This is a genomic window from Pseudomonas reactans, assembly GCF_013385825.1.
Lineage (GTDB): Bacteria > Pseudomonadota > Gammaproteobacteria > Pseudomonadales > Pseudomonadaceae > Aquipseudomonas > Aquipseudomonas reactans.
In genome coordinates this window covers 74,014-96,091 of record NZ_JACAPG010000010.1, presented here as the reverse complement: position 1 = coordinate 96,091, position 22,078 = coordinate 74,014, and the positions used below count along the sequence as shown (strand labels likewise).

Sequence of the window (22,078 nt, the reverse complement as noted above, 5' to 3'; positions counted from 1 at the left end):
CTCCCACAGTTTGATCGCGTACAGGCTTTGGTTATTTGGGGAACGATCAAAAAATGTAACAGCTGCTACGGTCTTCATTCTCATAGCGCCACGACTGGATAACGCCCTCACCCGAGACGAGCACAGAGTACCGACAGTCGCGGATCCAGGTCACGAAGTAGCGCTGGCTGTCGCCCTCCTTCACAACCTGGTCATAGACCTTTTTCTTGTTGACCGGGGACCAATAGGAATCGCCACAGCCGCGGCTGCAATCGTCATAGAGATGGGCATCGAAGCGCGTGCCGACAAACGCGTTCCTAACGCCCGTCCATGCCGAGTGAGACGGCGCACAGCCCGCCAGCAACGTGGCCAACAAGGCGGCACCCATGAATGTTTTCAAAGCGTTCTCCAATGGACGGGGGCAGGGATCCATTCCATGCCGGGAAGTCATTTATCGTGACGCAGGGCTGGTTTCATCTTCTTTATAAGCCGAAATCAGCATGTAGAGGGCGACCAGCACCAAGTAAACCAGCGTCAGGACAGCCAACCAGAAAACGCCGTATCGGGCCATGTACGCGTCGAGGCCAATGACATCCTCAAATACTCGAACCTGTGCCACGCCATCGCTGTAGCCGATGTGTACGTCTTTCTCCCTGAGCGTCTCCAGATCACCTTGAAAATAAACCCAGATCCTGTAGACGCCGTTTTGCACAATCGCCGGAATCTCCACGCTGCTCATCAAATCCGGTTTGAGGGTATCTATGCGTGAATCGTCCCTGATCTGAACGACGCCTTTCGCTGGCAGTTTGACGTGGACCTCCTTGATCACCTTGCTGCCGGTATTCCTGAGCGTAATCAAAAGCCTGACAGGGTAATTGTCGGGCCCGCTTTCGAACGGCGCATCGAATAAAGCCAGATAGGGTGCCTGGCTGAGGTCAACGATCTTATTGATCTGTTCATGGTTGAGCGCACCGTTGCCGGCATTCTTGATGTCGTCATACAGACGCGGGTACTTGAGGTGCTCAGAAATAGTACCGAAGCGCTCAGTGAATAGACGTGGCGCACTGTCGTACTGGTAGGAAAGATCAGCCTCGAGTTTGTTGTCGTCCTTGAAAACCATATATATGCTCAGGATTGACAGCAGTGCCCCCGGCAAGGCCAGCAATACTCCGAATTTTACCCAGCTCAACGTTGCATTTCCCTATTGATTGACTTGACTGTGTTCGCTCGCTGGGTGAGCGTGCCAAGTTCCTCTAAGTAGAGCAAGCGAAGTCAAGACTTGTGCCCGTTCCTGACGCCAATGTGGGAGCTGGCTTGCCTGCGATAGCGGTGTATCAGAACCAAAAAGGTTGACTGACACTCCGCTATCGCGGGCAAGCCCGCTCCCACAGTTGACCGCGTACTGGCTTGAGTTATTTGGAGACGGGCATGGCAAACTCGGCACCCTGCTCAATACTCTCCGACCACCGCTGCATGATCGACTTCTGCTTGGTGTAGAAGCGCACGCCTTCCGTACCGTACGCATGCATATCGCCAAACAAGCTCTTCTTCCAGCCACCAAACCCATGCCAGGCCATCGGCACCGGGATCGGCACGTTGATGCCGACCATGCCCACTTCAATCCGCCGCGCAAATTCACGGGCGATGTTGCCGTCGCGGGTAAAGCAGCTCACGCCGTTGCCGAACTCGTGATCGTTGACCAGCTTGATGGCCTCGGCGAAGTCATTCACACGCACGCAGGCCAGCACCGGGCCGAAGATTTCTTCGCGGTAGATGCTCATTTCCTGGGTCACATGGTCGAACAGCGTCGCGCCCAGCCAGAAGCCGTTTTCCAGGCCCGCTTCAGTGGGCACGTAGTCACGCCCATCCAACAGCAATTGTGCGCCAGCCTGCACGCCTTGTTCGATATAGCCGCTGATGCGTTCCAGCGCCGCGCGGGACACGATCGGACCCATCTCGGCTTTCAAATCACGACCGTCGGTGATGCGCAGTTGCTTGGCGCGTTCGGTCAGGGCGGCGATGACTTTGTCGCCCACATCGCCTACCAGCACCGCTACGGAGATGGCCATGCAGCGCTCGCCGGCACTGCCGTAGGCGGCGCCCATCAGGGCGTCGACGGTTTTTTCGATGTCGGCGTCAGGCATTACAACCATGTGGTTTTTCGCACCGCCCAGGCCTTGCACGCGCTTGCCGTTACGGGCGCCGGTTTCGTAGATGTATTGGGCAATCGGCGTGGAGCCGACAAAGCTAACGGCCTTGACGTCCGGGTGTTCGATCAGCGCGTCCACCGACTCCTTATCGCCTTGAACCACGTTGAATACACCTTTTGGCAAGCCGGCTTCACGCAGCAGTTCGGCCATGAACAGCGAGGCGCTTGGGTCAGTCGGGCTTGGCTTGAGAATGAAGGTGTTACCCGCTGCGATGGCGATCGGGTACATCCACATCGGCACCATCACCGGGAAGTTGAACGGCGTGACGCCGGCCACAACGCCCAGGGGCTGGCGCATCGTCCAGTTGTCCATGCCACGGGAAACCTGGTCGGAATGCTCGCCCTTGAGCAGGTTGGGGATGCCACAGGCAAATTCGAGAATGTCGATGCCACGGTCGACTTCGCCCTGGGCGTCGGTGAAGACCTTGCCGTGTTCAGCGACGATGATGCGCGCCAGGTCGTCCTTGCGTTCGCGCAGCAGGTGCAGGTATTCGAAGAGCACGCGGGCGCGGCGGATCGGCGGCGTGTCGGCCCAACCGGCGAACGCGGCCTGGGCAGCAGCGACGGCTTCGGACACGGTCTGGCGGCTGGCCAGGGCAACGCGTCCGGTCTTTTCGCCGGTGGCCGGGTTGAAGACATCCTGATAACGATCATCGCGGGAGACGCGTTGGTCGTTGATGTAATGCTCGATTGTCGTTGTCATGGCAGTAGATCCCAGGTGGGTAGCGTTGGCGATCACGATAGGCTTTCGCTTTGTTCCAAACCAGAGCAGAATCCAGAACTTATTGTCCATAAATGCGAACAATACCAACATGGAAAAGGCTGAGATCGAAGGGCTTTGGACCCATATCCACTGGCTGTCGGTGTTGGAGGAACAAGGCACCTACACCGCTGCTGCCGTGCGCCTGGGCGTGAGCAAGTCCGCCGTGAGCCAGCGTATTTCCGACTTGGAAAAGGCCACCGGCACGCGGCTGGTGACGCGCACCACGCGCAGTGTGCGGCTGACCGATGCAGGGCTGTCGTTGACCCGTGAAGTGCGCAGCGCTTATGAACAGATCGCCCGCAGCTTCTCGTCAGTGCGTGATTCGGTCGGGGAAATTCGCGGGCTGGTGCGGCTGACAGCGCCTGTCGCGTTCGCCCGTCAGCAACTGGTGCCGCATCTGTCGGAATTTTTGCAGCAGTACCCGCAGGTGCGTATCCAATTGGACGTGTCGGATGCCCTGAGTTCACTGGCCGCCGAGGGCTACGACCTGGCCGTGCGCCACGGTTTCCAGGTGCCGGAAACCCATGTGGCCTGGAAGCTGTGCGACACCGGCTCGGTGCTGGTTGCCACCCAGGATTACCTGCAACGCCACGGCGAACCGCGCGAACCCGGTGAGCTGTCCGCCCACAACTGTCTGTTCTATCCACGCGGCACCGACCAGCCTGCCTGGACCTTCGAACGCGGCACTAAACACGTCGAACGCCTCACCGTGCCCATCGCCGGCAGCTTTGCCACCAATAACAGTGAAGCCCTGCGCGATTCGGCGCTCAACCACTTGGGCATCGCCCTGCTGCCGGACTTCAGCGCCCATGCCGCCCTTTCCAGCGGCAAGTTGGTGCAGGTGCTCAAGGGCTGGACGCTCAAGGGGGCGTTTGCCGATGAGATCTATTTGATCCGACCGTACTCGCCGCATGTGCCGAAGGCGGTGAGTGAGCTGGTCAGTTACTTGAAGGGGAAATTGTCCGGCGGGTTTCAATACAAAACCCACTAATGGCCTGATTAAATCAACTAGAAGTGGATCTTTTTCAGGAACCAATTGAACCGTAGGATTCTCTTGCGGCCACAACACTCCAGGCCGTTGCAGCTCAAGGGCTCCCCTGCGGGAAGTGTTGATCATCATGAACTGGAACATCGTCCCCTCCACCGCCTTTCAAACCACCGCAGCAGTGATGTCCGCCATTGCCCTGCTCGGCTGCCAACCGCCGACGCGAGCTGACTTCATCAAGTACCCGTCATTGCAGCAGCGCTGGACGATGATCTGCGACCCGCGCAGCAACCTTGCCGAGGCAAATGTGCAGGGCTGCCAGAATTTCCATGAGTGGCAAGCAGCCAGCCGGGAACCGGTGCTGGGCAATCTGATGAATCAGAACCTGGGCAAGTGAGGCACCAGCTTTTTTCTCGCGGGATATTGCTCGGCGGAACTAAAAGTCCATAATGGACAAATTAGTTTATCTGCGGAGACACCGATGTCCAGCACACCTCATGTGATCCATCAGGCCCAAGCCCGCGAGCTGCTCAGCCAGATCGATGTTCCGCAGATCCTGCGCAAGCTGTTCCGCGACCTGGCGAACGAGCAAGCGGTGCAGCCAGCGCAGCAACTGGTGGAGTTCCCGCAAGCGGCGGGCGACTTCATCAACTACCTGGGCGTGCTGGCCGAGGATGGGGTGTACGGAGTCAAGACTTCACCCTATATCGTGCGTGAACAAGGCCCGCTGGTGACGGCGTGGACCTTGTTGATGTCGATGCAGACCGGCCAGCCCTTGCTGTTGTGCGATGCGGCCGAACTGACCACGGCACGCACGGCCGCGACCACGGCCCTGGCAGTGGACGCATTGGCGCCGTTATCCGCGCGACGCCTGGCGATCATCGGCAGTGGCAAGGTGGCCCAAGCGCACCTGCAGTATGTGAAAGGCTTCAGGGATTGGCAGAGCATCCGTGTGTTTTCACCCAGCCTGGCCAATGCATCCGCCGGGGCACTCACGCAGCTTAAAAGCCTGGATTCACGTGTAATCATCGCCAGCAGTCGCGAGGCGGCAGTGGAAGACGCCGATGTGATTCTGCTGTGCACGTCGTCGGCCGGGCCGGTGCTCGACCCGGCGCACTTGAGCAAACCGGCGCTGATCACCTCGATCAGCACCAACGCTCCGCGCGCCCATGAAGTGCCGCCACACAGCCTCAACACGATGCAGGTATTCTGCGATTATCGCCGCACCACCCCTGGCTCGGCTGGCGAAATGCTGATCGCCGCCGAACAGCACGGTTGGGACCCGCGCACCGTGGCCGGTGACCTACCCGAGTTACTCAGCGAACAGGTTCAGCGCCCGACCTACGACCGCCACGTATTCTTCCGTTCCATCGGCCTGGGCCTGGAAGACATCGCCCTGGCCAATGCCCTCTGGAGACAGTTATGAGCCACGCAGACTTCATCATCATCGGCGGCGGCATTGCCGGCGCGTCTACCGGGTTCTGGTTGTCGCAGCACGGCAAAGTGTTGGTGCTGGAGCGCGAAAACCACCCGGCCTATCACTCCACTGGGCGCTCAGCCGCACTGTATACCGCCGCCTATGGCACCCCGCAGGTGCGGGCGTTGACCCTGGCCAGTCGGGAGTTTTTCGACCACCCGCCCGCCGGTTTCTGTGAACACCCGTTGCTGACGCCACGGGGCGAACTGACCGTGGATTTCATTGGCGATGCCGCCGAGTTGAACGCCCAGTACCTGAGCGCCAAAGCCACCGTGTCGCAGGTGCAATTGCTCAGCGCCGACGAAGCCTGTGGGAAGCTGCCGATCTTGCGCCGCGAAAAAGTCCACGGTGCGCTGTATGACCCCACCGCCAGCGACATCGACACCGACGCCCTGCACCAAGGCTACCTGCGTGGCATCCGCCGCAACGGCGGTGAAGTGCGCACCGACAGCCATGTGCTCGGCTTGAGCCGCGACGCCGACGGCATCTGGCACGTGCAAACCCAGGATTCAACCTGCACCGCACCCGTCATCATCAACGCCGCCGGCGCCTGGGCCGACCACATCGGTGGGCTCGCCGGCGCCGCATCCATCGGCTTGCAGCCCAAGCGGCGCTCGGCGTTCATCTTCGCCGGCCCCGAAGGCGTCGACAGCCACCACTGGCCGATGCTGGTGGCGCTGGACGAATCCTTCTATATGAAACCCGACGCCGGCATGTTCCTCGGCTCACCGGCCAACGCCGACCCGGTCGAACCCCAGGATATCCAGCCCGAAGAACTGGACATCGCCATGGGCATCTACCAGATCGAAGAAGCCACCTCCCTGACCATCCGCCGCCCGACCCGTACCTGGGCCGGCCTGCGCAGCTTTGTGCACGACGGTGATCTGCTCTCGGGTTTCGACCCGATGATACCGGGCCTGTTTTGGGTCGCGGCACAAGGCGGCTATGGCATCCAGACCTCGCCGGCCATGGGCCAGGCCAGTGCTGCCTTGGTGCGTGGCGCGCCACTGCCGGAGGCACTGACGCGGTTCGGCCTCGACGCTGGTATGCTCTCCCCTGCCCGCCTGGAGCCCCATTGATGAACACCGCTGAACAAGACAAGGTCATGCAGAACTTCCGTGCGATGGCCGACGCCATCGCCACGCTGTTCTTCCCCCACGCCGAAGCAGTGCTGCACGACCTGCGCTCGCAAAAAGTCGATTACATCGCCAACAACCTGTCCAAGCGCAGCATCGGTGATGACTCGGCGCTGGAGGACATGCTCGACGCTGACGTCAGCGAAGTAAACATCGGCCCGTACGAAAAGCTCAACTGGGACGGCCAGAAAATCCGCAGCCTGAGCACTGTGCTGCACGACCACAAAGGTCGTCGCCTGGCGGTGCTGTGCATCAACCTGAATATCTCACTGTTTGAAAACGCCAAGGCGGCGCTGGACCTGTTTCTGTCGCCAAGCAAGCTGATCCCGCAACCGGACTCGTTGTTTCGCGATGACTGGCAGGAGCGCATCAACACGTTTCTGCATGCGTGGATGCGCGAGCGCCAGTTGAGCCTGAATCTGCTGACCCGTGACCACAAGCGCGAGCTGGTGCTGGCGCTGCACGCCGAAGGGGCGTTCAAGGGCAAGAGCGCGTCCAACTATGTGGCCAATGTGCTGGGCATGGGGCGGGCGACGGTCTACAAGCATTTGAAAGAACTGAAGGGATAACGTGAGCGGGCTGACTCGCAAATGCGCTTGTGGCGAGCGGGCTTGCCCCGCGTTGGGTTGCGAAGCGACCCCAAAATGGGCCTGCTACGCAGTCCAACGCGGGGCAAGCCCGCTCGCCACAAGTACCTCCCACATTTCGTCCGTGTAGACCTCTCAGTCACCGTAGATGTCGGATTTGAAATACTGCTGCGAAATCTTCTGATACTCACCACTGGCACGAATGCCATCGATGGCCGCATTCAACTCGCCCACCAACTCCGTATTGCCCTTGCGCACCGCAATCCCTGCACCCTCGCCCACGTATTTCGGGTCCTTGAGTTCCGGGCCGACAAACGCGTAGCCCTTGCCGCGTGGCATCTGCAGGAAGTCGTTCAGGGGAATGGTGTCGGCAAAGATCGCATCCAGGCGGCCGGCCGCCAGGTCCATGTAGATCTCTTCGTTATTGCTGTAGCGCTTGACGTTGATGCCCTTGGACTCGAACACCTCGGTGGCATACCGGTCGGTGGTGGTGGCGCGCTGCACGCCGACGGTCTTGCCCTTGAGGCTGGCGTATTGGTCATCCACCACGGCGCCTTCCTTCATCACCAAACGCGATGACGTGAAGTAGTACTTGTGGGTGAAATCCACCGACTTCTTGCGGTCTTCGTTGATGGTCATGGACGACAGGGCCATGTCGATTTTCTTCACCTTGAGGGAAGGAATCAGACCGTCGAACTCACCTTCTACCCACACACACTTGACCTTCATCTGCGCGCACAACGCGTTGCCGATGTCGTAGTCGAAGCCGACGATCTTGCCCTCTTGCGTCTTGGACGCAAATGGCGGGTAAGCCGCCTCGATGCCGATGCGCAGGGTTTTCTCGGCGGCCATCAAATGGCTGGATGCAAGCAGGCCCAAGGCCAGAGCGGTAATGAGGGAGCGCTTCTTCATGGGGGTGTTCTCGCAAGTTGTTGTTGGTTTGGCAAGCCTGAAGAAAGAGATGAAGCCAGTATTTTGTACTTATAATTCCATATTGGACTTTTACGTCTTTATCGTCAATCACGCTGCATGACGGTGCAACACCCATGACTTTTTTGCACAACGCACCGGTGTTTTTGAGCGTTCTGCTCTGATTTCTGCGTGCCTATACTCGGTCCAGCCTCTCGGTTCAGCCGGGGGCAAGTCCCACAACAATAATTAAGGACAGCCACCATGACCCAGCCCTTCCTGGCCGCTCGGGATTTTCTGCTCGCTCACCGCACCGACTACGCCACCGCCGTACGGGATTTCCGCTGGCCGCAACTGGGCGAATTCAACTGGGCCCTGGATTATTTCGACGCCATGGCCGAGGGCAATGCAGCGGATGCGCTGTGGATCGTCGAGGAAGACGGCAGCGAGCAACGCTACAGCTTCCAGCAACTGGCTTCGCGCTCCAACCAGGTGGCCAACCACCTGCGCGACATCGGCGTGCGTCGGGGTGATCGTGTGTTGTTGATGCTCGGCAACGACGTGGCGTTGTGGGACACCATGCTCGCCGCGTTCAAGCTTGGGGCGGTGGTCATCCCGGCCACGGCCCTGCTGAACCCCGATGACCTGCGCGACCGCATCGAGCGCGGGCAGGTACGTCACCTGGTGGTGGGTGAAGCGCACGTGCACAAGTTCGTCGGGCTGGCGGACGGTTGCAGCCGCGTCTGTGTGGGAGCTGCGCCTGCCGGCTGGGTCGCGCATAACGCGGCCTTTGAACACCCCGAGCAGTTCCAGGCCGAAGGCCGCACCCTGGCCACCGACCCGATGCTGCTGTATTTCACCTCCGGCACCACGTCCAAGCCGAAGATGGTGCTACACAGCCATCAGAGCTATCCAGTGGGCCACCTGTCGACCATGTACTGGATCGGCCTGCAGCCGGGCGACCTGCACCTGAATATCTCGTCACCGGGTTGGGCCAAGCATGCCTGGAGTTGCCTGTTCGCCCCGTGGAATGCCGGCGCGTGCATTTTTATCCATAACGTCGCGCGGTTCAGCGCGCCGGCCTTGCTCAGTGCCTTGGAACGCTACGGCGTGACCAGCCTGTGCGCGCCGCCCACGGTATGGCGCATGCTGATCCAGGAAGATCTCGCCAGCTACAAATCACGCCTGAGCCTGCGCGAACTGGTGGGCGCCGGCGAGCCGTTGAACCCGGAAATCATCGAACAGATCCAGCACGCCTGGGGCTTGCCGCTGCGTGATGGTTTCGGCCAATCGGAAACCACTGCGCTGGTGGGCAACACGCCCGGCCAGTTGCTCAAGCCCGGTTCCATGGGTCGCCCGTTGCCGGGTTATCAGGTTGCGCTGCTCGACCCGGACGGCATTCCCGGCAACGAAGGCGAAGTCGCCCTGCCCCTCGACGTGCGTCCGCTCGGCCTGATGCTCTGCTATGAAGACAGCCCGGAGAAAACCGCCGAGGTCATGCGTGACGGCTACTACCGCACCGGCGACACCGCGCAGATCGACGCTGACGGCTACATCACCTTCGTCGGTCGCGCCGACGATGTGTTCAAGGCCTCCGACTACCGCATCAGCCCATTCGAACTGGAAAGCGCCTTGATCGAACACCCGGCGGTCATGGAAGTGGCCGTGGTGCCGAGCCCCGACCCGTTGCGCCTGGCCGTACCCAAGGCGTTTCTGATCCTGGCCCACGGCGAACCGGGCAGTGCCGAGCTTGCCCGGCACATCCTCGCCTTCGCCCGTGAGCATTTGGCGCCCTACAAACGTGTGCGACGTATCGAATTCGTCACCGAACTGCCCAAGACCATTTCCGGGAAAATCCGTCGGGTAGAACTGCGCCAGATGGAAGTGTTGCGGCGTCAAGGTGACGCTCGGGGTGAGCATGAACACTTCGAGGAGGACTTCGTGCGGCCGACGGCCGAATCCTAGTCGCACAATCCTGTTGAATACTTGCCTGATCCTCCGACTTATCGACTAACGGATAGATAGCCCTTGCGCACTGGTCTAGAGTTCGTCGATAAGCGGCCAGTGCATTGACTATTAAAAAGGCCGCACCTACCGTTGATCAGCAGGTGAGCCATGGAATTACGAATCAACCAAAAGGCCTATCAGGTCGATGCCGACGCGGACACGCCCTTGTTGTGGGTGATCCGCGATGACCTGGGCCTGACCGGCACCAAGTACGGCTGCGGCCTGGCCCAGTGCGGCGCCTGTTCGGTGCTGGTGGATGGCAATGTGGTGCGCTCCTGCGTCACGCCCGTAGCCGCCTTGGTCGGGCGAGAAATCACCACCATCGAAGCGATTGAAACCGATGAAGTGGGCAAACGTGTGGTCGCGACCTGGGTCGAGCATCAGGTGGCGCAATGCGGGTATTGCCAGTCCGGTCAGGTGATGGCGGCCACTGCGTTGCTCAAGCACACCCCGGCGCCGAGCAAGGCGCAGATCGACGCGGCGATGATCAACCTGTGCCGCTGCGGCACCTATAACGCCATCCACGCGGCGGTCGACGTCCTGGCCAAGCAGGAGGGCGCTTGATGAGTATCCTCAACGAACTGCTTGATGCACCGGTCAACCTGTCGCGCCGCCGTTTTCTGGCGAGCGCGGCGGTAGGCGCGCTGGTGATCGGTTTTGGCCTGCCACTGGGCTCGGGCCGAGTGCAAGCCGCCACCACCGCTGAACGCGGCACCCAAGTGCCGGCATTCCTGGAGATTCGCCCGGACGGCACCGTGCGCCTGCTCAGCCCGTTCATGGAAGGCGGACAAGGCACCCACACCGCCATGGCGCAGATCGTCGGCGAAGAACTGGATGCCGACCCCGCCACGTTCATCGTCGAAGCCGCGCCGCCCGGCGAAGCCTATGTGGTGATGGAGAACGGTATGCGCATCACCGGCGGCAGCATGTCGGTGCGCATGAGCTACCCGACCATGCGCCGCCTTGGTGCCCTGGCCCGCGCGATGTTGCTGCAAGCTGGCGCTAAACAATTGGGCGTGCCGGTCGGCGAACTGACCACCCAGCCTGGTCGCGTGGTGCACGCAGCGTCCGGTCGTTCATTGGGGTATGGCGAGCTGGCCAGTAGCGCCCTCGACATGCCTGTGCCCGATCCATCCAGCATCACCCTGCGCGACCCGAGCCAATTCCGCTGGATCGGCAAACCGGTCAAGCGCCTGGACGCCTACGACAAATCCACCGGCAAGGCGCTCTACAGCATCGACCTGAAAGTCGACGACATGCTCCACGCGGCGGTACAACATGCGCCACGCCTGGGCATGACCGTCGGCAGCCTGCGCAACCAGGCGCAGGTCGAAGGCATGAAAGGCGTGCATTCGGTGCACGTGCTACCCGGCGCGGTGGCGGTGGTGGCTGAACGTTGGTGGCACGCCAAGCGTGCGGTAGAAGCCATCCAGGTCGACTGGCAGGAAGCCGCCGCCGACTCGGCACTGCGCGTCATGCCAGCGGACTTCTCCAGCGACAAGCACTTCGAGTTCCTCGCTGCCCAGCAGGGCCCGGCCCGTGACGACGAAAACGAAGGTGACGTTGCCGCCGCGCTGAAAGGCGGCAAGACCCAGCTCGAGGCGACGTATCACAACCAATACCTCAACCATGGCCAACTGGAGCCGCCTTCTGCGTTGGCGCGCTTCAACCCGGATGGCAGCCTGGACATCTGGCTGCCCAACCAGGCGCCGGACATGTTCCGCGCCGACATCGCCAAGCGCACCGGCCTCGACCCTGCGCAAATCAACCTGCATTCGCCGTTGCTCGGTGGCTTTTTCGGACGGCACTTCTTGTATGACTCGGCCAACCCCTACCCGCAGGCCATTGCATTGGCCAAGGCGGTGGGCCGTCCGGTCAAGCTGATCTGGAGTCGCGAAGAAGAGTTCTTGCGCGATGTGCTGCGTCCCGTGGCGGTGGTCAAGTTCCGCGCCGCGCTGGATGACAAAGGCCTGCCGGTCGCCATCGAAGCCGTCAGTGCGACCGAAGGCCCGACCGAAGCCCTCGCTGGCAAACAGGGCGATAAAATCGACCCCACGGCCCTTGAAGGGTTATCGGGCAAGTCCTACGCCATCCCCAACAAACGCATCGCGCAGATCTACGTCAAAGGCGCGCCCATGCTCGGCTACTGGCGTTCGGTGGGCAATTCGCTCAACGACTTTTTCTACGAGTCGTTCCTTGATGAGCTGGCGGACAAGGGCGGGCAGGATCCCTATGAGCTGCGCCTGCACCTGCTGCGCGACAACCCACGGCTGACCACGTTGCTGAAAGCGGCGGGTGAACTGTCCGGTGGCTGGAAGCGCGGCCCCTTCACCGCCGAGGACGGCACTCGACGCGCTCGCGGCGTGGCCATGGCCTCGCCGTTTGGCTCGCATACGGCGGCGATCGCTGAGGTGTCCATCGAGAACGGCAAGGTCAGGGTGCACGATATCTGGCAAGCCATCGACCCCGGCAGCATCGTCAACCCGGCGATTGTCGAAGCACAGGTCAATGGCGCGGTGGCGTTGGGCTTGTCCCAGACCTTGCTGGAGGAAGCGGTGTACGTGGACGGCAAGCCCCGGGCGCGCAACTACGACCTGTACCCGATCCTGGCGCCCGCGCAGATGGCACGGGTGCATGTACGGATAGTCGAGAGTGGCGAAAAAATGGGCGGTATCGGCGAGCCGCCGCTGCCCGCCGTGGCGCCGGCCGTGGCCAATGCCGTGGCGCAGTTGACCGGCCAGCGCGTGCGCAGCCTGCCTTTGAGCCGACACACTTTCAGCTGACCTTCAGGAAACGCCCATGAACAACCGTCGATTCGCAAGAACCGCAGGCTGGCTGGCGCTGCCCTGCCTGGTCGCCGCAGGCCTGCTGGCCTGGTACGTCACTCGAGAACCGGCTACGCCGTTCGAACAGGAACAGGCGAAAGCCACCTTGGATCCCGCCTTGGTCAGCCGTGGCGAGTATGTCGCCCGTCTCAGCGATTGCGTGGCCTGCCACAGCCTGGCGGGCAAGGCGCCGTTTGCCGGGGGCCTGGAAATGGCCACGCCGTTGGGGGCGATCCATGCTACCAACATCACACCGGACAAGCAGACCGGCATCGGCACTTACAGCCTGGCCGATTTCGACCGTGCAGTGCGCCATGGCGTAGCACCGGGCGGTCGTCGACTTTACCCTGCCATGCCCTACCCGTCCTACGTAAAACTCAGCGATGACGACATCAAAGCGCTGTACGCGTTTTTCATGCAGGGCATACAACCGGCCAACCAACCGAATATCCCCAGTGATATTCCGTGGCCGCTGAATATGCGCTGGCCCATCGCCCTGTGGAACGGCGTGTTCGCGCCCACCGCGACCTATGCAGCCAAGCCCAACCAGGACGCACTGTGGAACCGTGGCGCGTATATAGTCCAAGGCCCCGGCCACTGCGGCAGTTGCCACACGCCGCGCGGCCTGGCCTTTAACGAAAAAGCCCTGGATGAATCCGGCGCGCCGTTCCTCGCTGGCGCCCTGCTCGACGGCTGGTATGCGCCGAGCCTGCGCCAGGACCCCAACACCGGGCTGGGCCGCTGGACGGAGCCGCAGATCGTGCAGTTCCTCAAGACCGGGCGCAACGCCCATGCGGTGGTCTACGGTTCGATGACCGAGGCTTTCAACAACTCCACGCAGTTCATGCAGGACGACGACCTGGCGGCCATCGCCCGCTACCTCAAGTCATTGCCTGGCGACCCGCAGCGCGACGGCGCACCCTGGCAGTATCAGGCGGTGGCGGCGGTGCAAAACGCCCCCGGCGCCCACACCTATGCCACCCGCTGCGCCTCTTGCCATGGTCTCGACGGAAAGGGCCAGCCTGAGTGGATGCCGCCCCTGGCCGGCGCCACGTCGGCACTGGCGAAGGAAAGCGCGTCAGCGATCAACATCACCCTCAACGGCTCGCAACGCGTGGTCGCGGCCGGCGTGCCGGATGCCTACCGTATGCCGGCCTTCCGTGAGCAATTGTCCGACGCAGAAATCGCCGAGGTACTCAGCTACGTTCGCGGTACCTGGGGCAACAACGGTGGCGCAGTTGACGCCAAAGCAGTGGGCAAGCTGCGCGGGCACACCGACCCGGCGAGCAGCAGCCCGATTATCCTGCACATGCGCTGAGGTCAGGGCTTCAGGTTTTTCACGCTGGCAAACGTTGCCTCGCCCCGCGCCTGCTCCAACACGTTCATGGGCGCGGGCGTAGGCAACGCATGCATCACCGGCTTGAGCACGATGGAGCGCTCGCTGTCGGTGACGGAGCGCTCGTCGCTGGGCGGCACACCGAAGTATTCGCGGTAGCACTTGGAGAAGTGCGGCGTGGACACAAAGCCGCAAAGCACAGCCAGCTCCACGATGGAAATGGGCGTCTGCTTGAGCAACTGCCGTGCCCGGATCAGCCGCAGCCGCAGGTAGTAGCGCGACGGCGAACAGTGCAGGTACTTCTGGAACATGCGCTCCAGCTGACGGCGGGACAACGCGACATACGCAGCCAGCTCATCCAGGTTGATCGGTTCCTCCAGGTTGGCCTCCATCAACGCGACGATGTCCTGCAGCTTGGGTTGCTGGGTGCCAAGCATGTGCTTGAGGGGCACGCGCTGATGGTCCTGCTCGTTGCGGATGCGTTCGTACACAAACATGTCGGAGATGGCGGCCGACAACTCATGCCCGTGATCCCGGCCGATCAGGTGCAACATCATGTCCAACGGCGCCGTGCCGCCCGAGCTGGTGAGACGGTCGCGGTCGAGGCTGAACAGGCTGGAACTGACCGTCACACGAGGAAAGGCCTCCTGCATGGCGGCCAACCATTCCCAATGCACGCTGCATTCGTAGCCATCCAGCAAGCCAGCCCGCGCCAGCACAAAACTGCCGGTACAGATACCACCCAGTCGCTTGGCGTACCGCGCCTGGCCGCGCAACCACTTGACCAATTCACCGGTCACGGTGCCCTGGATGCCGATACCGCCACACACGATGACGATGTCGGCGGGCGGCACGCTGAGAATCGAACCGTCCGGCGTGATGGGCACGCCGTCACTGGCCCACACGGGATTGCCGTCCGGGCTCGCGGTGTGCCATTTGTAGAGCTCCTGGCCCGACAGTTGGTTGGCCATGCGCAACGGCTCGACCGCCGAGGCCAGTGACATCAAGGTGAACTGGTCCAGCAGCACGAACACGATGCTGCTTACGGGGCGGCCACTCATGGCGGCGAGGCTGCGGCCACGGTTTTTTGCGTGCGTTCGGGCTGCCGCGCGGTGAGCAAGCCGACCAGGGAAATCATCAGGGCCAAGCCGATGGTGGATGACACTTCAAAACGGTGTTCAGGCGTGACCAGCATCACCGTCAAAGCGGCACAGATGAACGCGATGACCAGCCAGGTCAGCCAGGGAAACAGCCACATCTGAAAGGTGAGCGTGACGTTGCGCTGTCGCAGGATCTTGCGCATGCGCAACTGCGACACGGCAATCACCAGGTACACCAGCAAGGCGATGGCGCCCGAACTGGCGAGCAGGAACTGGAACAGCCCGGCCGGCGCAAAGTAACTGAACAGGGTCACGCCCGCCCCCAGGACGGTGCTGGCAATCACCGCCGCCCTCGGCACACTGGCCGCCGAGGTTTTCTTCATCAGTTTGGGGGCATCCCCGCGCTTACCCAGGGAGAACAGCATGCGCGAGGCAATGTAGATGGAGGAATTCATGCAACTGGCCACGGCGATCAACACCACAACATCCACCAGCAGCTTGGCGTGGGGAATATTCATCAGCTCCAGTGCGCGCTGGTAAGACCCTACCGACGCCAGCAGCGGGTCATTCCACGGCACCACAGAAATCACCACGAAGATCGACAACAGGTAGAACACGCCGATGCGCCACATCACCGAGCGCGTGGCCCGGGCGATGTTCTGCGCCGGGTTGCTGGACTCGGCCGCCGCGATGGTGACCGCCTCAGTGCCGATAAAACTGAACATGATGGTGATGAAGGCCCCGACCACCGCCGACAGTCCGTTGGGCGCAAACCCGCCGTGCTCCTCCATCAACCGGCTCAAGCCGCTGACCTCGCGCTCGGGCATCCAGCCCATCAGCACCGCAAAGCCCAGGCCGATGAAACCGATGATCGCGATCACTTTGGCCATGGCGAACCAGAACTCGAACTCGCCGTACTTGGACACGCTGAACAGATTGGTGACCACCAACAAAAAGATCGACAACAAGGCAAACAGCCAAGCGTCGATCTGCGGGAACCACTGGTTGAGGATGTGCCCGGCCGCCAGGGCTTCAATGGGGATCACCAGCACCCAGAACCACCAGTACAACCAACCGATGGTAAACCCGGCCCAGCGGCCGATGGCCTGGTCGGCGTAGGTCGAAAAAGACCCGGTATCGGGGTTGGCCACCGCCATCTCTCCGAGCATGCGCATCACCAGCACCACCAACGTGCCGGAGAACAGATAAGCCAGCAGTACCGCCGGCCCCGCCGCCGCAATCGCATGCCCGGAACCGACAAACAACCCCGCCCCGATAATGCCCGCGATGGAAAGCATGGTCACATGACGCGGCTTGAAGCCCTGCGCCAACTGGCCGTTTGAATCGTTGGAGTTCAGGCTATTCATTGTTTTTGTTGTTCTCGGTGATCGACGTCAAGGTGTACTGACTGAAGAGTCAGGCGATCATCATTTCTTAATGATGGGTCACCTTACGCGGCCTGAGTTCATCAAAAATAGCCTGGGAGCGGCGGGGATTGGTCTGATATCGACATCGACGTAAGGCGTGACTGCATAGCACCCACTCATGGATAGGCCCATTACCCTGTGGCGAGGGAGCTTGCTCCCATTGGGCTGCGTAGCAGCCCTGGCCGTTTCAAACAAAGCGCTGGGTCTGCTTTTCGACCCCGACGGGAGCAAGCTCCCTCGCCACAGGTTGCTCTGCATTCTTTCTATGGGTCATGGCGAAATCAGCTCACCCGCTCAGATTCGTTTCGTCTGACAACGGATTCAGAATCCAGCTACCGATCACATACTGAAAACTTTTTTCAGTCGCAGCAAAATCAAGCCCCGACTGATCAGTAGAAATAAATCAACGCCCAGAGGGCCTGAACCATGAAAGACAAATACGACTTCAGCACTGGCAAGCGCGGCGCAATCGCCAGCACCCAGGGAAAAACCCGCATCACTATCATGTTGGATGATGCAGTGATCGAAGCCACCCGCGAGCTTGCGGAAAATAACGGTACAGGCTATCAAACAATGATCAATCATCTGCTACGTCAGGCATTGGGTTCCCAAGACATGCCTGAATACAAGCGCGTATCGACCGCTAAAGCGTTGAATCAAGTGCCGGGCACACCCAAACTGACCAAATCAAAAGCCAAACCCAATCAGTGAAGGTATTCCTGTGCCTACATGCTCGATAAACATTATCCGCCAAGCCACACCCGACGACGTGCGTGCCCTGATCGAACTGGACGCCTACGCAACCGCCCACACCCATCGCCGCGTATTCATCCATGACGCCGTGGTTCGCCAACAATGCCTGGTTGCCGTCGACATCGCCGGCCGATGCGCCGGTTACCTGGTGCTGACCCATGACTTTTTCGATCATGGCTTTGTGGCGCTGGTCGTCGTGTCGCCGGCGCATCAGCGTCAAGGTGTGGCGCTGCGGTTGCTGGCAGCGGCGCAGGCGGCATGCAAGACGCCCAAGCTGTTTGCTTCGACCAATGCGTCAAACACCGCAGCCCAGGCGTTGTTTGCAAAGGCTGGATTCGTGCCGAGCGGGCAGATTGACAACCTGGACGACCACGACGCTGAGCAGGTGTATGTGAAATTCATCCACTCCCTGTGATTGCGTTCCCTATCGACTCCACGCCCACTCCATCGAACCTCCCGTAAAACTCCACCGCCTTCGGGCACACTGGCGCCTCCCAAAACAGCGACAACGTTTTAGAGGTCTCCATGCTCCGAATTCTTGCGACCAGCCTCATGCTGATGTCGGCGCCCCCGGCGATTGCAACGCCGCTCACGGCCGAACAGCTCTCGGCCATCGACCGTTATGTCACCTCGCAAATGACCCGACAGCAGTTGCCGGGGCTTGCCCTGGGTGTCTATCGAAACGGCCACACCGTCCTCGCCAAAGGCTATGGCCTGGCGAACGTGGAACTCGATGTGCCCATGAGCGCGGACAGCGTTCTCCAATCCGGTTCGGTGGGAAAATCCTTCACTGCTACCGCCGTCATGATGCTGGTGGAACAAGGCAAGGTCAGCCTGGATGACAGTATCCGGCAGTATTTTCCCGAAGCGCCGGCCAGTTGGGCGCCGATTACCGTAGCCAACCTGCTGTCCCACACGTCCGGGCTGTCGGCCTATGACACGCCTGAGCTGCAAAAACCCGGCGCACCGCTGGATATCCGCCAAGACTTTACCGACGCGCAACTGACGGCGGCCATTGCCAAACTGCCGATCAACTTCAAGGCGGGCGAAGGCTGGGCGTACGAAAACACCAACTTCGTGTTGCTCGGTATCCTGATCCATCGCGTCAGCGGGCAGCCCTATGGCGAGTTTCTCCAGCACCGTATTTTCACACCGTTGGGCATGACCTCGTCGCGCGTCATCTCAGACCTCGACCTTGTGCCCAACCGTGTCTCGGGCTACGAAAAGGTGGACGGTGTGTTGAGGAACCAGGAATGGGTCTCGCCGACGTTCAACGCCACCGCAGACGGCACGCTCTACTTCACCGTACGCGACCTGGAGCGCTGGGACCGTGCCCTTTACGATGAAACGCTGCTGAAAAAAGCCTCACTGAGAAAAATGTGGACGCCCTACCCCTACGCCGGTAAACAGCGTGCGCAAGGCTATGGTTTCGGTTGGGAAATACGCACGATCAACGGGCATCCCGTGGTCGAGCACGGCGGCTCCTGGCAAGGCTTTACCTCGTCTATCTCGCGCTACCTCGACGACAGGCTGACGGTGGTGGTACTGACCAACCTGGATGCCGAGCACAGCTACCCGGAAGTCATCGGGCGGGGCGTGGCGGGTTTGATCGAGCCTGGCTTGAATGAGCCTGGCCGGAAAAAAACTTCCCTCTCCATCATTTCTCCACAAAACCTCCCATGAATGCGCACGTTGGCTGTGCACAATCAGGTTCATCACAGTGCCCCATCGAACGGGTCACACGGAGAGCCCAATGATTCCAGCCCTGTACGTCGCAAAAACCGGCTTGTCGGCCCAGGACACCCAGCTGACGACCATTTCCAATAACCTGGCGAACGTCTCGACCACCGGTTTCAAACGCGATCGTGCCGAGTTCCAGGATTTGCTCTATCAAATCAAGCGCCAGCCGGGCGCGCAATCGACGCAAGACAGTGCGTTGCCGTCGGGCCTGCAACTGGGCACCGGCGTGCAGATCGTCGGCACCCAGAAGAACTTCAGCGCCGGCAGCCTGCAGACCACCGGGCAACCGCTGGACCTGGCCGTGAATGGCCGGGGGTTTTTCCAGGTGCTGCAGCCGGACGGCACCACGGGTTATACCCGTGACGGCACCTTTCATCTGAACGCCAATGGCCAGGTGGTCACGGCCAGCGGGTTCGCCCTGGAGCCGGCCGTCGTGGTGCCGGACAACGCCAAGACGTTCACCGTCGGCCAGGACGGCACAGTGTCCATCACTGTGGCCGGCAACCCTGCGGCGCAAGTAATCGGCAACCTGCAGACCGCCGACTTCATCAACCCGGCTGGTTTGCAGGCAATCGGCAACAACCTGTTCCTGGAAACCGCGTCCAGCGGCGCGCCCCAGGTCGGCACGCCGGGCCTCAACGGCTTTGGCACCACGTTGCAACGCTCCCTGGAGACTTCGAACGTGAGCACGGTTGAAGAGATGGTCAATATGATCACCACGCAACGGGCCTATGAGATGAACTCCAAAGTGATTTCCACCGCCAACCAGATGTTGGGCGCCCTCACCCAGAAGCTATGATCAACACCTGACAGCGTGGCCATGGCGCGGCCTCCACAACAAGGCCTATTCACCGAGCAGACTATGAACGATTACCCCGTCGCATCGACATCGCAGCCCAACAGCGTCCGGGAGACCCAGGCCTTGGTGCTGATTGCCGAAGACGAGCCCGAGATCGCGGACATCCTGATTGCCTATCTCAAACGCAGCGGCTTTCGTACTGCCCACGCCCTCGATGGCCGGCGTGCGTTGGAACTGCATCAGAGCCTCAAGCCGGATCTGATGCTGCTGGATGTGCTGATGCCCCATGTCGATGGCTGGCAGGTGCTGGCCGAGGTGCGTCATCGCGGCAACACGCCGGTGATCATGCTGACCGCGCAAGACCAGGACATGGACAAGTTGATGGGCCTGCGTATCGGTGCCGACGACTACATCGTCAAGCCATTCAACCCGGCCGAAGTGGTAGCACGTACCCAGGCGGTGCTGCGGCGCTCCGTCAACTACACATCCGGTGTCAGCGCCAGCGTGTTGCGGGTGGATGGGTTTGAAATCGATATCGAAAGCCATCAGGTCACGGTGAACATCGAAGGCAACACGCTGGCGCTGCTGCTGACCGTCACCGAGTTCAAATTACTGGCGCAGTTGGCCCGAGCACCGAAACGCGTGTTCAGCCGCGCGGAATTGTTGGCGCTGTGCTCGCCGGAAAGCGACAGCCTGGAACGCACGGTCGACAGCCATATCAGCAAGTTGCGCCGCAAGATCGAAGACCTCGGGCTGCAAGGCGTGCCGGCGAGCATTCGCGGGGTGGGTTACCGGTTCGGGAGTGGCGCGTGAAGATCTTTAATGGCTTGAGCCGCCAGATCATCCTGTCCATGTCGGTCGTGGTGCTGTGCGTGATCGCCCTGGCTGTGATCGGTTCCTATGTGTTCTATGCCCTGCTTTGGACCTACTGGCCACTTCCGGACGAGCAGGTCGATGAGTGGATGCCGGCCAATGTCGAATGGGCATGGATGGGCTTGACCACCTGCGTCAGCCTGGCGGTCGGTGCTTTCGTGGCCACCAAGCTGTCCCGGCGCATCCTGATGCCGTTGAACTCGGTTGCCGAGAACCTGCGCAAACTGGCGGACGGCGATCTCGATGTGCAGGCCGTAGCCGGCGACCAGTCCATCGGCGAAGCGGCCATCCTGGTAGATGACTTCAACAGCATGGCCAGACGCTTGAAACGCATGGCCCAGGAACAGGCGTTCTGGAATGCAGCGATTGCCCACGAACTGCGCACGCCCCTGACCATCTTGCGCGGCCGTCTGCAAGGTTTGGCCGAGGGTGTCTTCGAGCCCGAGACGGCGCAGTTCTATAGCCTGCTCGGCCAAGTCGAAGGGCTGACGCGGATGATCGAGGACCTGCGTGTGGTCGGCCTGGGTGACAGCGGCTACCTTGAAATCAATGTGCAAGACGCCGACCTGGCTGCCGGGATTGAAGAAGAGGTACGGCTGTTCGAACCGAGCCTGGTCGCCGGCGGCTTTAAGCTGCAACTGGACCTGCAGCGCCGCATTCTGCGCTGCGACCCCGCACGCATCCGCCAGGCCTTGCTGGCCCTGCTGGACAACGTGCGCCGGCACGCGACACCCGGCAACGTCAACGTGCACCTGAGCACGCGTGATGGCGTCCACTACCTGAGGGTGCGCGACGATGGTCCTGGCATTGATGAGGACTTTGCAACGCACCTGTTCGAGCCTTTCCAGCGCGGCGAGAACTCTCGCTCACGCGCCCAGGGCGGCAGCGGCCTGGGCCTGGCGGTGGTGCGCGCGATTGCCATTGCCCACGGTGGCGCCGTGACGTGTCGGAAAATGAAAAACGGTGGAACGCTGTTCGAACTCAGCTGGAACCTTTGAGCAAGCCAGGCCCGCCATGCGCATCTTTTCAACGCTGTTCAGAACCACACAACGCTATCGCTGCTTTGTCCTGTTGGACGCCGAATGTATCTGCATTGCGTTCAAAAGCTGTGTCACAGCCCCTCAAAACGGGCATTGGATAGAAGTTGAACGCATCAACCTGTCGTGGCTGGGC

Annotated in this window: 21 protein-coding genes; 15 read left to right on the top strand and 6 right to left on the bottom strand. The window is 61.1% G+C overall.

The genetic code is table 11. From position 1 onward, the window contains the following. Positions 1-46: 46 nt before the first annotated feature. From HX868_RS11095 to HX868_RS11085, 3 genes are all read right to left on the bottom strand, one after another. Positions 47-379 (bottom strand): hypothetical protein, encoded by a 333-nt coding sequence (locus HX868_RS11095; RefSeq protein WP_246355514.1) that lies wholly within the window; start codon positions 377-379, stop codon positions 47-49. 51 nt (positions 380-430) lie between these two features. Beyond that, positions 431-1,168, bottom strand: coding sequence for a hypothetical protein (locus tag HX868_RS11090; RefSeq protein WP_177002874.1), 738 nt, complete (start codon positions 1,166-1,168; stop codon positions 431-433). A gap of 223 nt (positions 1,169-1,391) precedes the next feature. Beyond that, complete coding sequence (locus tag HX868_RS11085) at positions 1,392-2,891, bottom strand: CoA-acylating methylmalonate-semialdehyde dehydrogenase (RefSeq protein WP_038844213.1); 1,500 nt, start codon at positions 2,889-2,891, stop codon at positions 1,392-1,394. 109 nt (positions 2,892-3,000) lie between these two features. Between HX868_RS11085 and HX868_RS11080 the strand changes: the two genes are divergently transcribed. From HX868_RS11080 to HX868_RS11060, 5 genes are all read left to right on the top strand, one after another. After that, positions 3,001-3,942 (top strand): LysR family transcriptional regulator, encoded by a 942-nt coding sequence (locus tag HX868_RS11080; protein WP_177002873.1) that lies wholly within the window; start codon positions 3,001-3,003, stop codon positions 3,940-3,942. A 127-nt stretch (positions 3,943-4,069) separates the two neighbouring features. Next, positions 4,070-4,333 carry a hypothetical protein gene (locus HX868_RS11075; RefSeq protein WP_218168643.1) on the top strand — a complete coding sequence of 88 codons (264 nt, stop codon included), beginning with the start codon at positions 4,070-4,072 and terminating at the stop codon, positions 4,331-4,333. 84 nt (positions 4,334-4,417) lie between these two features. Continuing rightward, positions 4,418-5,362 carry an ornithine cyclodeaminase family protein gene (locus HX868_RS11070; protein WP_177002872.1) on the top strand — a complete coding sequence of 315 codons (945 nt, stop codon included), beginning with the start codon at positions 4,418-4,420 and terminating at the stop codon, positions 5,360-5,362. After that, positions 5,359-6,492 (top strand): NAD(P)/FAD-dependent oxidoreductase, encoded by a 1,134-nt coding sequence (locus tag HX868_RS11065; protein WP_177002871.1) that lies wholly within the window; start codon positions 5,359-5,361, stop codon positions 6,490-6,492. The genes HX868_RS11070 and HX868_RS11065 overlap by 4 nt, the downstream gene beginning before the upstream one ends. After that, complete coding sequence (locus HX868_RS11060; RefSeq protein ID WP_016978348.1) at positions 6,492-7,118, top strand: helix-turn-helix transcriptional regulator; 627 nt, start codon at positions 6,492-6,494, stop codon at positions 7,116-7,118. The genes HX868_RS11065 and HX868_RS11060 overlap by 1 nt, the downstream gene beginning before the upstream one ends. A gap of 153 nt (positions 7,119-7,271) precedes the next feature. On the opposite strand, the gene HX868_RS11055 is transcribed toward HX868_RS11060, so the two are convergent. Next, positions 7,272-8,048, bottom strand: a complete 777-nt coding sequence (locus tag HX868_RS11055) for an ABC transporter substrate-binding protein (RefSeq protein ID WP_177002870.1) — start codon at positions 8,046-8,048, stop codon at positions 7,272-7,274. A gap of 261 nt (positions 8,049-8,309) precedes the next feature. On the opposite strand from HX868_RS11055, the gene HX868_RS11050 reads away from it, so the two are divergent. The 4 genes from HX868_RS11050 (at position 8,310) to HX868_RS11035 (ending at position 14,195) form a co-directional block, all read left to right on the top strand. Further along, positions 8,310-10,010 carry an AMP-binding protein gene (locus tag HX868_RS11050; RefSeq protein ID WP_177002869.1) on the top strand — a complete coding sequence of 567 codons (1,701 nt, stop codon included), beginning with the start codon at positions 8,310-8,312 and terminating at the stop codon, positions 10,008-10,010. A gap of 150 nt (positions 10,011-10,160) precedes the next feature. Beyond that, positions 10,161-10,616, top strand: coding sequence for a (2Fe-2S)-binding protein (locus HX868_RS11045; protein ID WP_177002868.1), 456 nt, complete (start codon positions 10,161-10,163; stop codon positions 10,614-10,616). Then, entirely contained in the window at positions 10,616-12,835 is a 2,220-nt protein-coding gene (locus HX868_RS11040; RefSeq protein ID WP_177002867.1) for a xanthine dehydrogenase family protein molybdopterin-binding subunit, read from the top strand. Before HX868_RS11045 ends, HX868_RS11040 begins: the two co-directional genes overlap by 1 nt. Before the next feature lie 16 nt (positions 12,836-12,851). Further along, a complete protein-coding gene (locus HX868_RS11035) occupies positions 12,852-14,195 on the top strand; it encodes a c-type cytochrome (protein ID WP_177002866.1) in 1,344 nt (447 codons plus the stop codon). A gap of 2 nt (positions 14,196-14,197) precedes the next feature. Here HX868_RS11035 and gbdR read toward each other — a convergent pair whose 3' ends face one another. Further along, complete coding sequence (gene gbdR / locus HX868_RS11030; RefSeq protein ID WP_177002865.1) at positions 14,198-15,274, bottom strand: choline metabolism transcriptional regulator GbdR; 1,077 nt, start codon at positions 15,272-15,274, stop codon at positions 14,198-14,200. Then, entirely contained in the window at positions 15,271-16,680 is a 1,410-nt protein-coding gene (gene gabP, locus HX868_RS11025; protein WP_177002864.1) for a GABA permease, read from the bottom strand. The genes gbdR and gabP overlap by 4 nt, the downstream gene beginning before the upstream one ends. Before the next feature lie 486 nt (positions 16,681-17,166). Between gabP and HX868_RS11020 the strand changes: the two genes are divergently transcribed. The 6 genes from HX868_RS11020 (at position 17,167) to HX868_RS10995 (ending at position 21,903) form a co-directional block, all read left to right on the top strand. Then, complete coding sequence (locus HX868_RS11020; protein ID WP_177002863.1) at positions 17,167-17,451, top strand: BrnA antitoxin family protein; 285 nt, start codon at positions 17,167-17,169, stop codon at positions 17,449-17,451. A gap of 10 nt (positions 17,452-17,461) precedes the next feature. Continuing rightward, positions 17,462-17,908: a GNAT family N-acetyltransferase gene (locus HX868_RS11015; RefSeq protein ID WP_177002862.1), complete on the top strand. Its 447-nt coding sequence runs from the start codon at positions 17,462-17,464 to the stop codon at positions 17,906-17,908. Positions 17,909-18,018: 110 nt separating this feature from the next. Then, positions 18,019-19,176: a serine hydrolase domain-containing protein gene (locus tag HX868_RS11010; RefSeq protein ID WP_095016711.1), complete on the top strand. Its 1,158-nt coding sequence runs from the start codon at positions 18,019-18,021 to the stop codon at positions 19,174-19,176. Positions 19,177-19,246: 70 nt separating this feature from the next. Continuing rightward, complete coding sequence (flgG, locus tag HX868_RS11005; protein ID WP_016978381.1) at positions 19,247-20,032, top strand: flagellar basal-body rod protein FlgG; 786 nt, start codon at positions 19,247-19,249, stop codon at positions 20,030-20,032. 63 nt (positions 20,033-20,095) lie between these two features. Next, positions 20,096-20,845 carry a response regulator gene (locus HX868_RS11000; RefSeq protein ID WP_095016713.1) on the top strand — a complete coding sequence of 250 codons (750 nt, stop codon included), beginning with the start codon at positions 20,096-20,098 and terminating at the stop codon, positions 20,843-20,845. After that, a complete protein-coding gene (locus HX868_RS10995) occupies positions 20,842-21,903 on the top strand; it encodes an ATP-binding protein (RefSeq protein ID WP_095016714.1) in 1,062 nt (353 codons plus the stop codon). The genes HX868_RS11000 and HX868_RS10995 overlap by 4 nt, the downstream gene beginning before the upstream one ends. Positions 21,904-22,078: the final 175 nt, after the last annotated feature.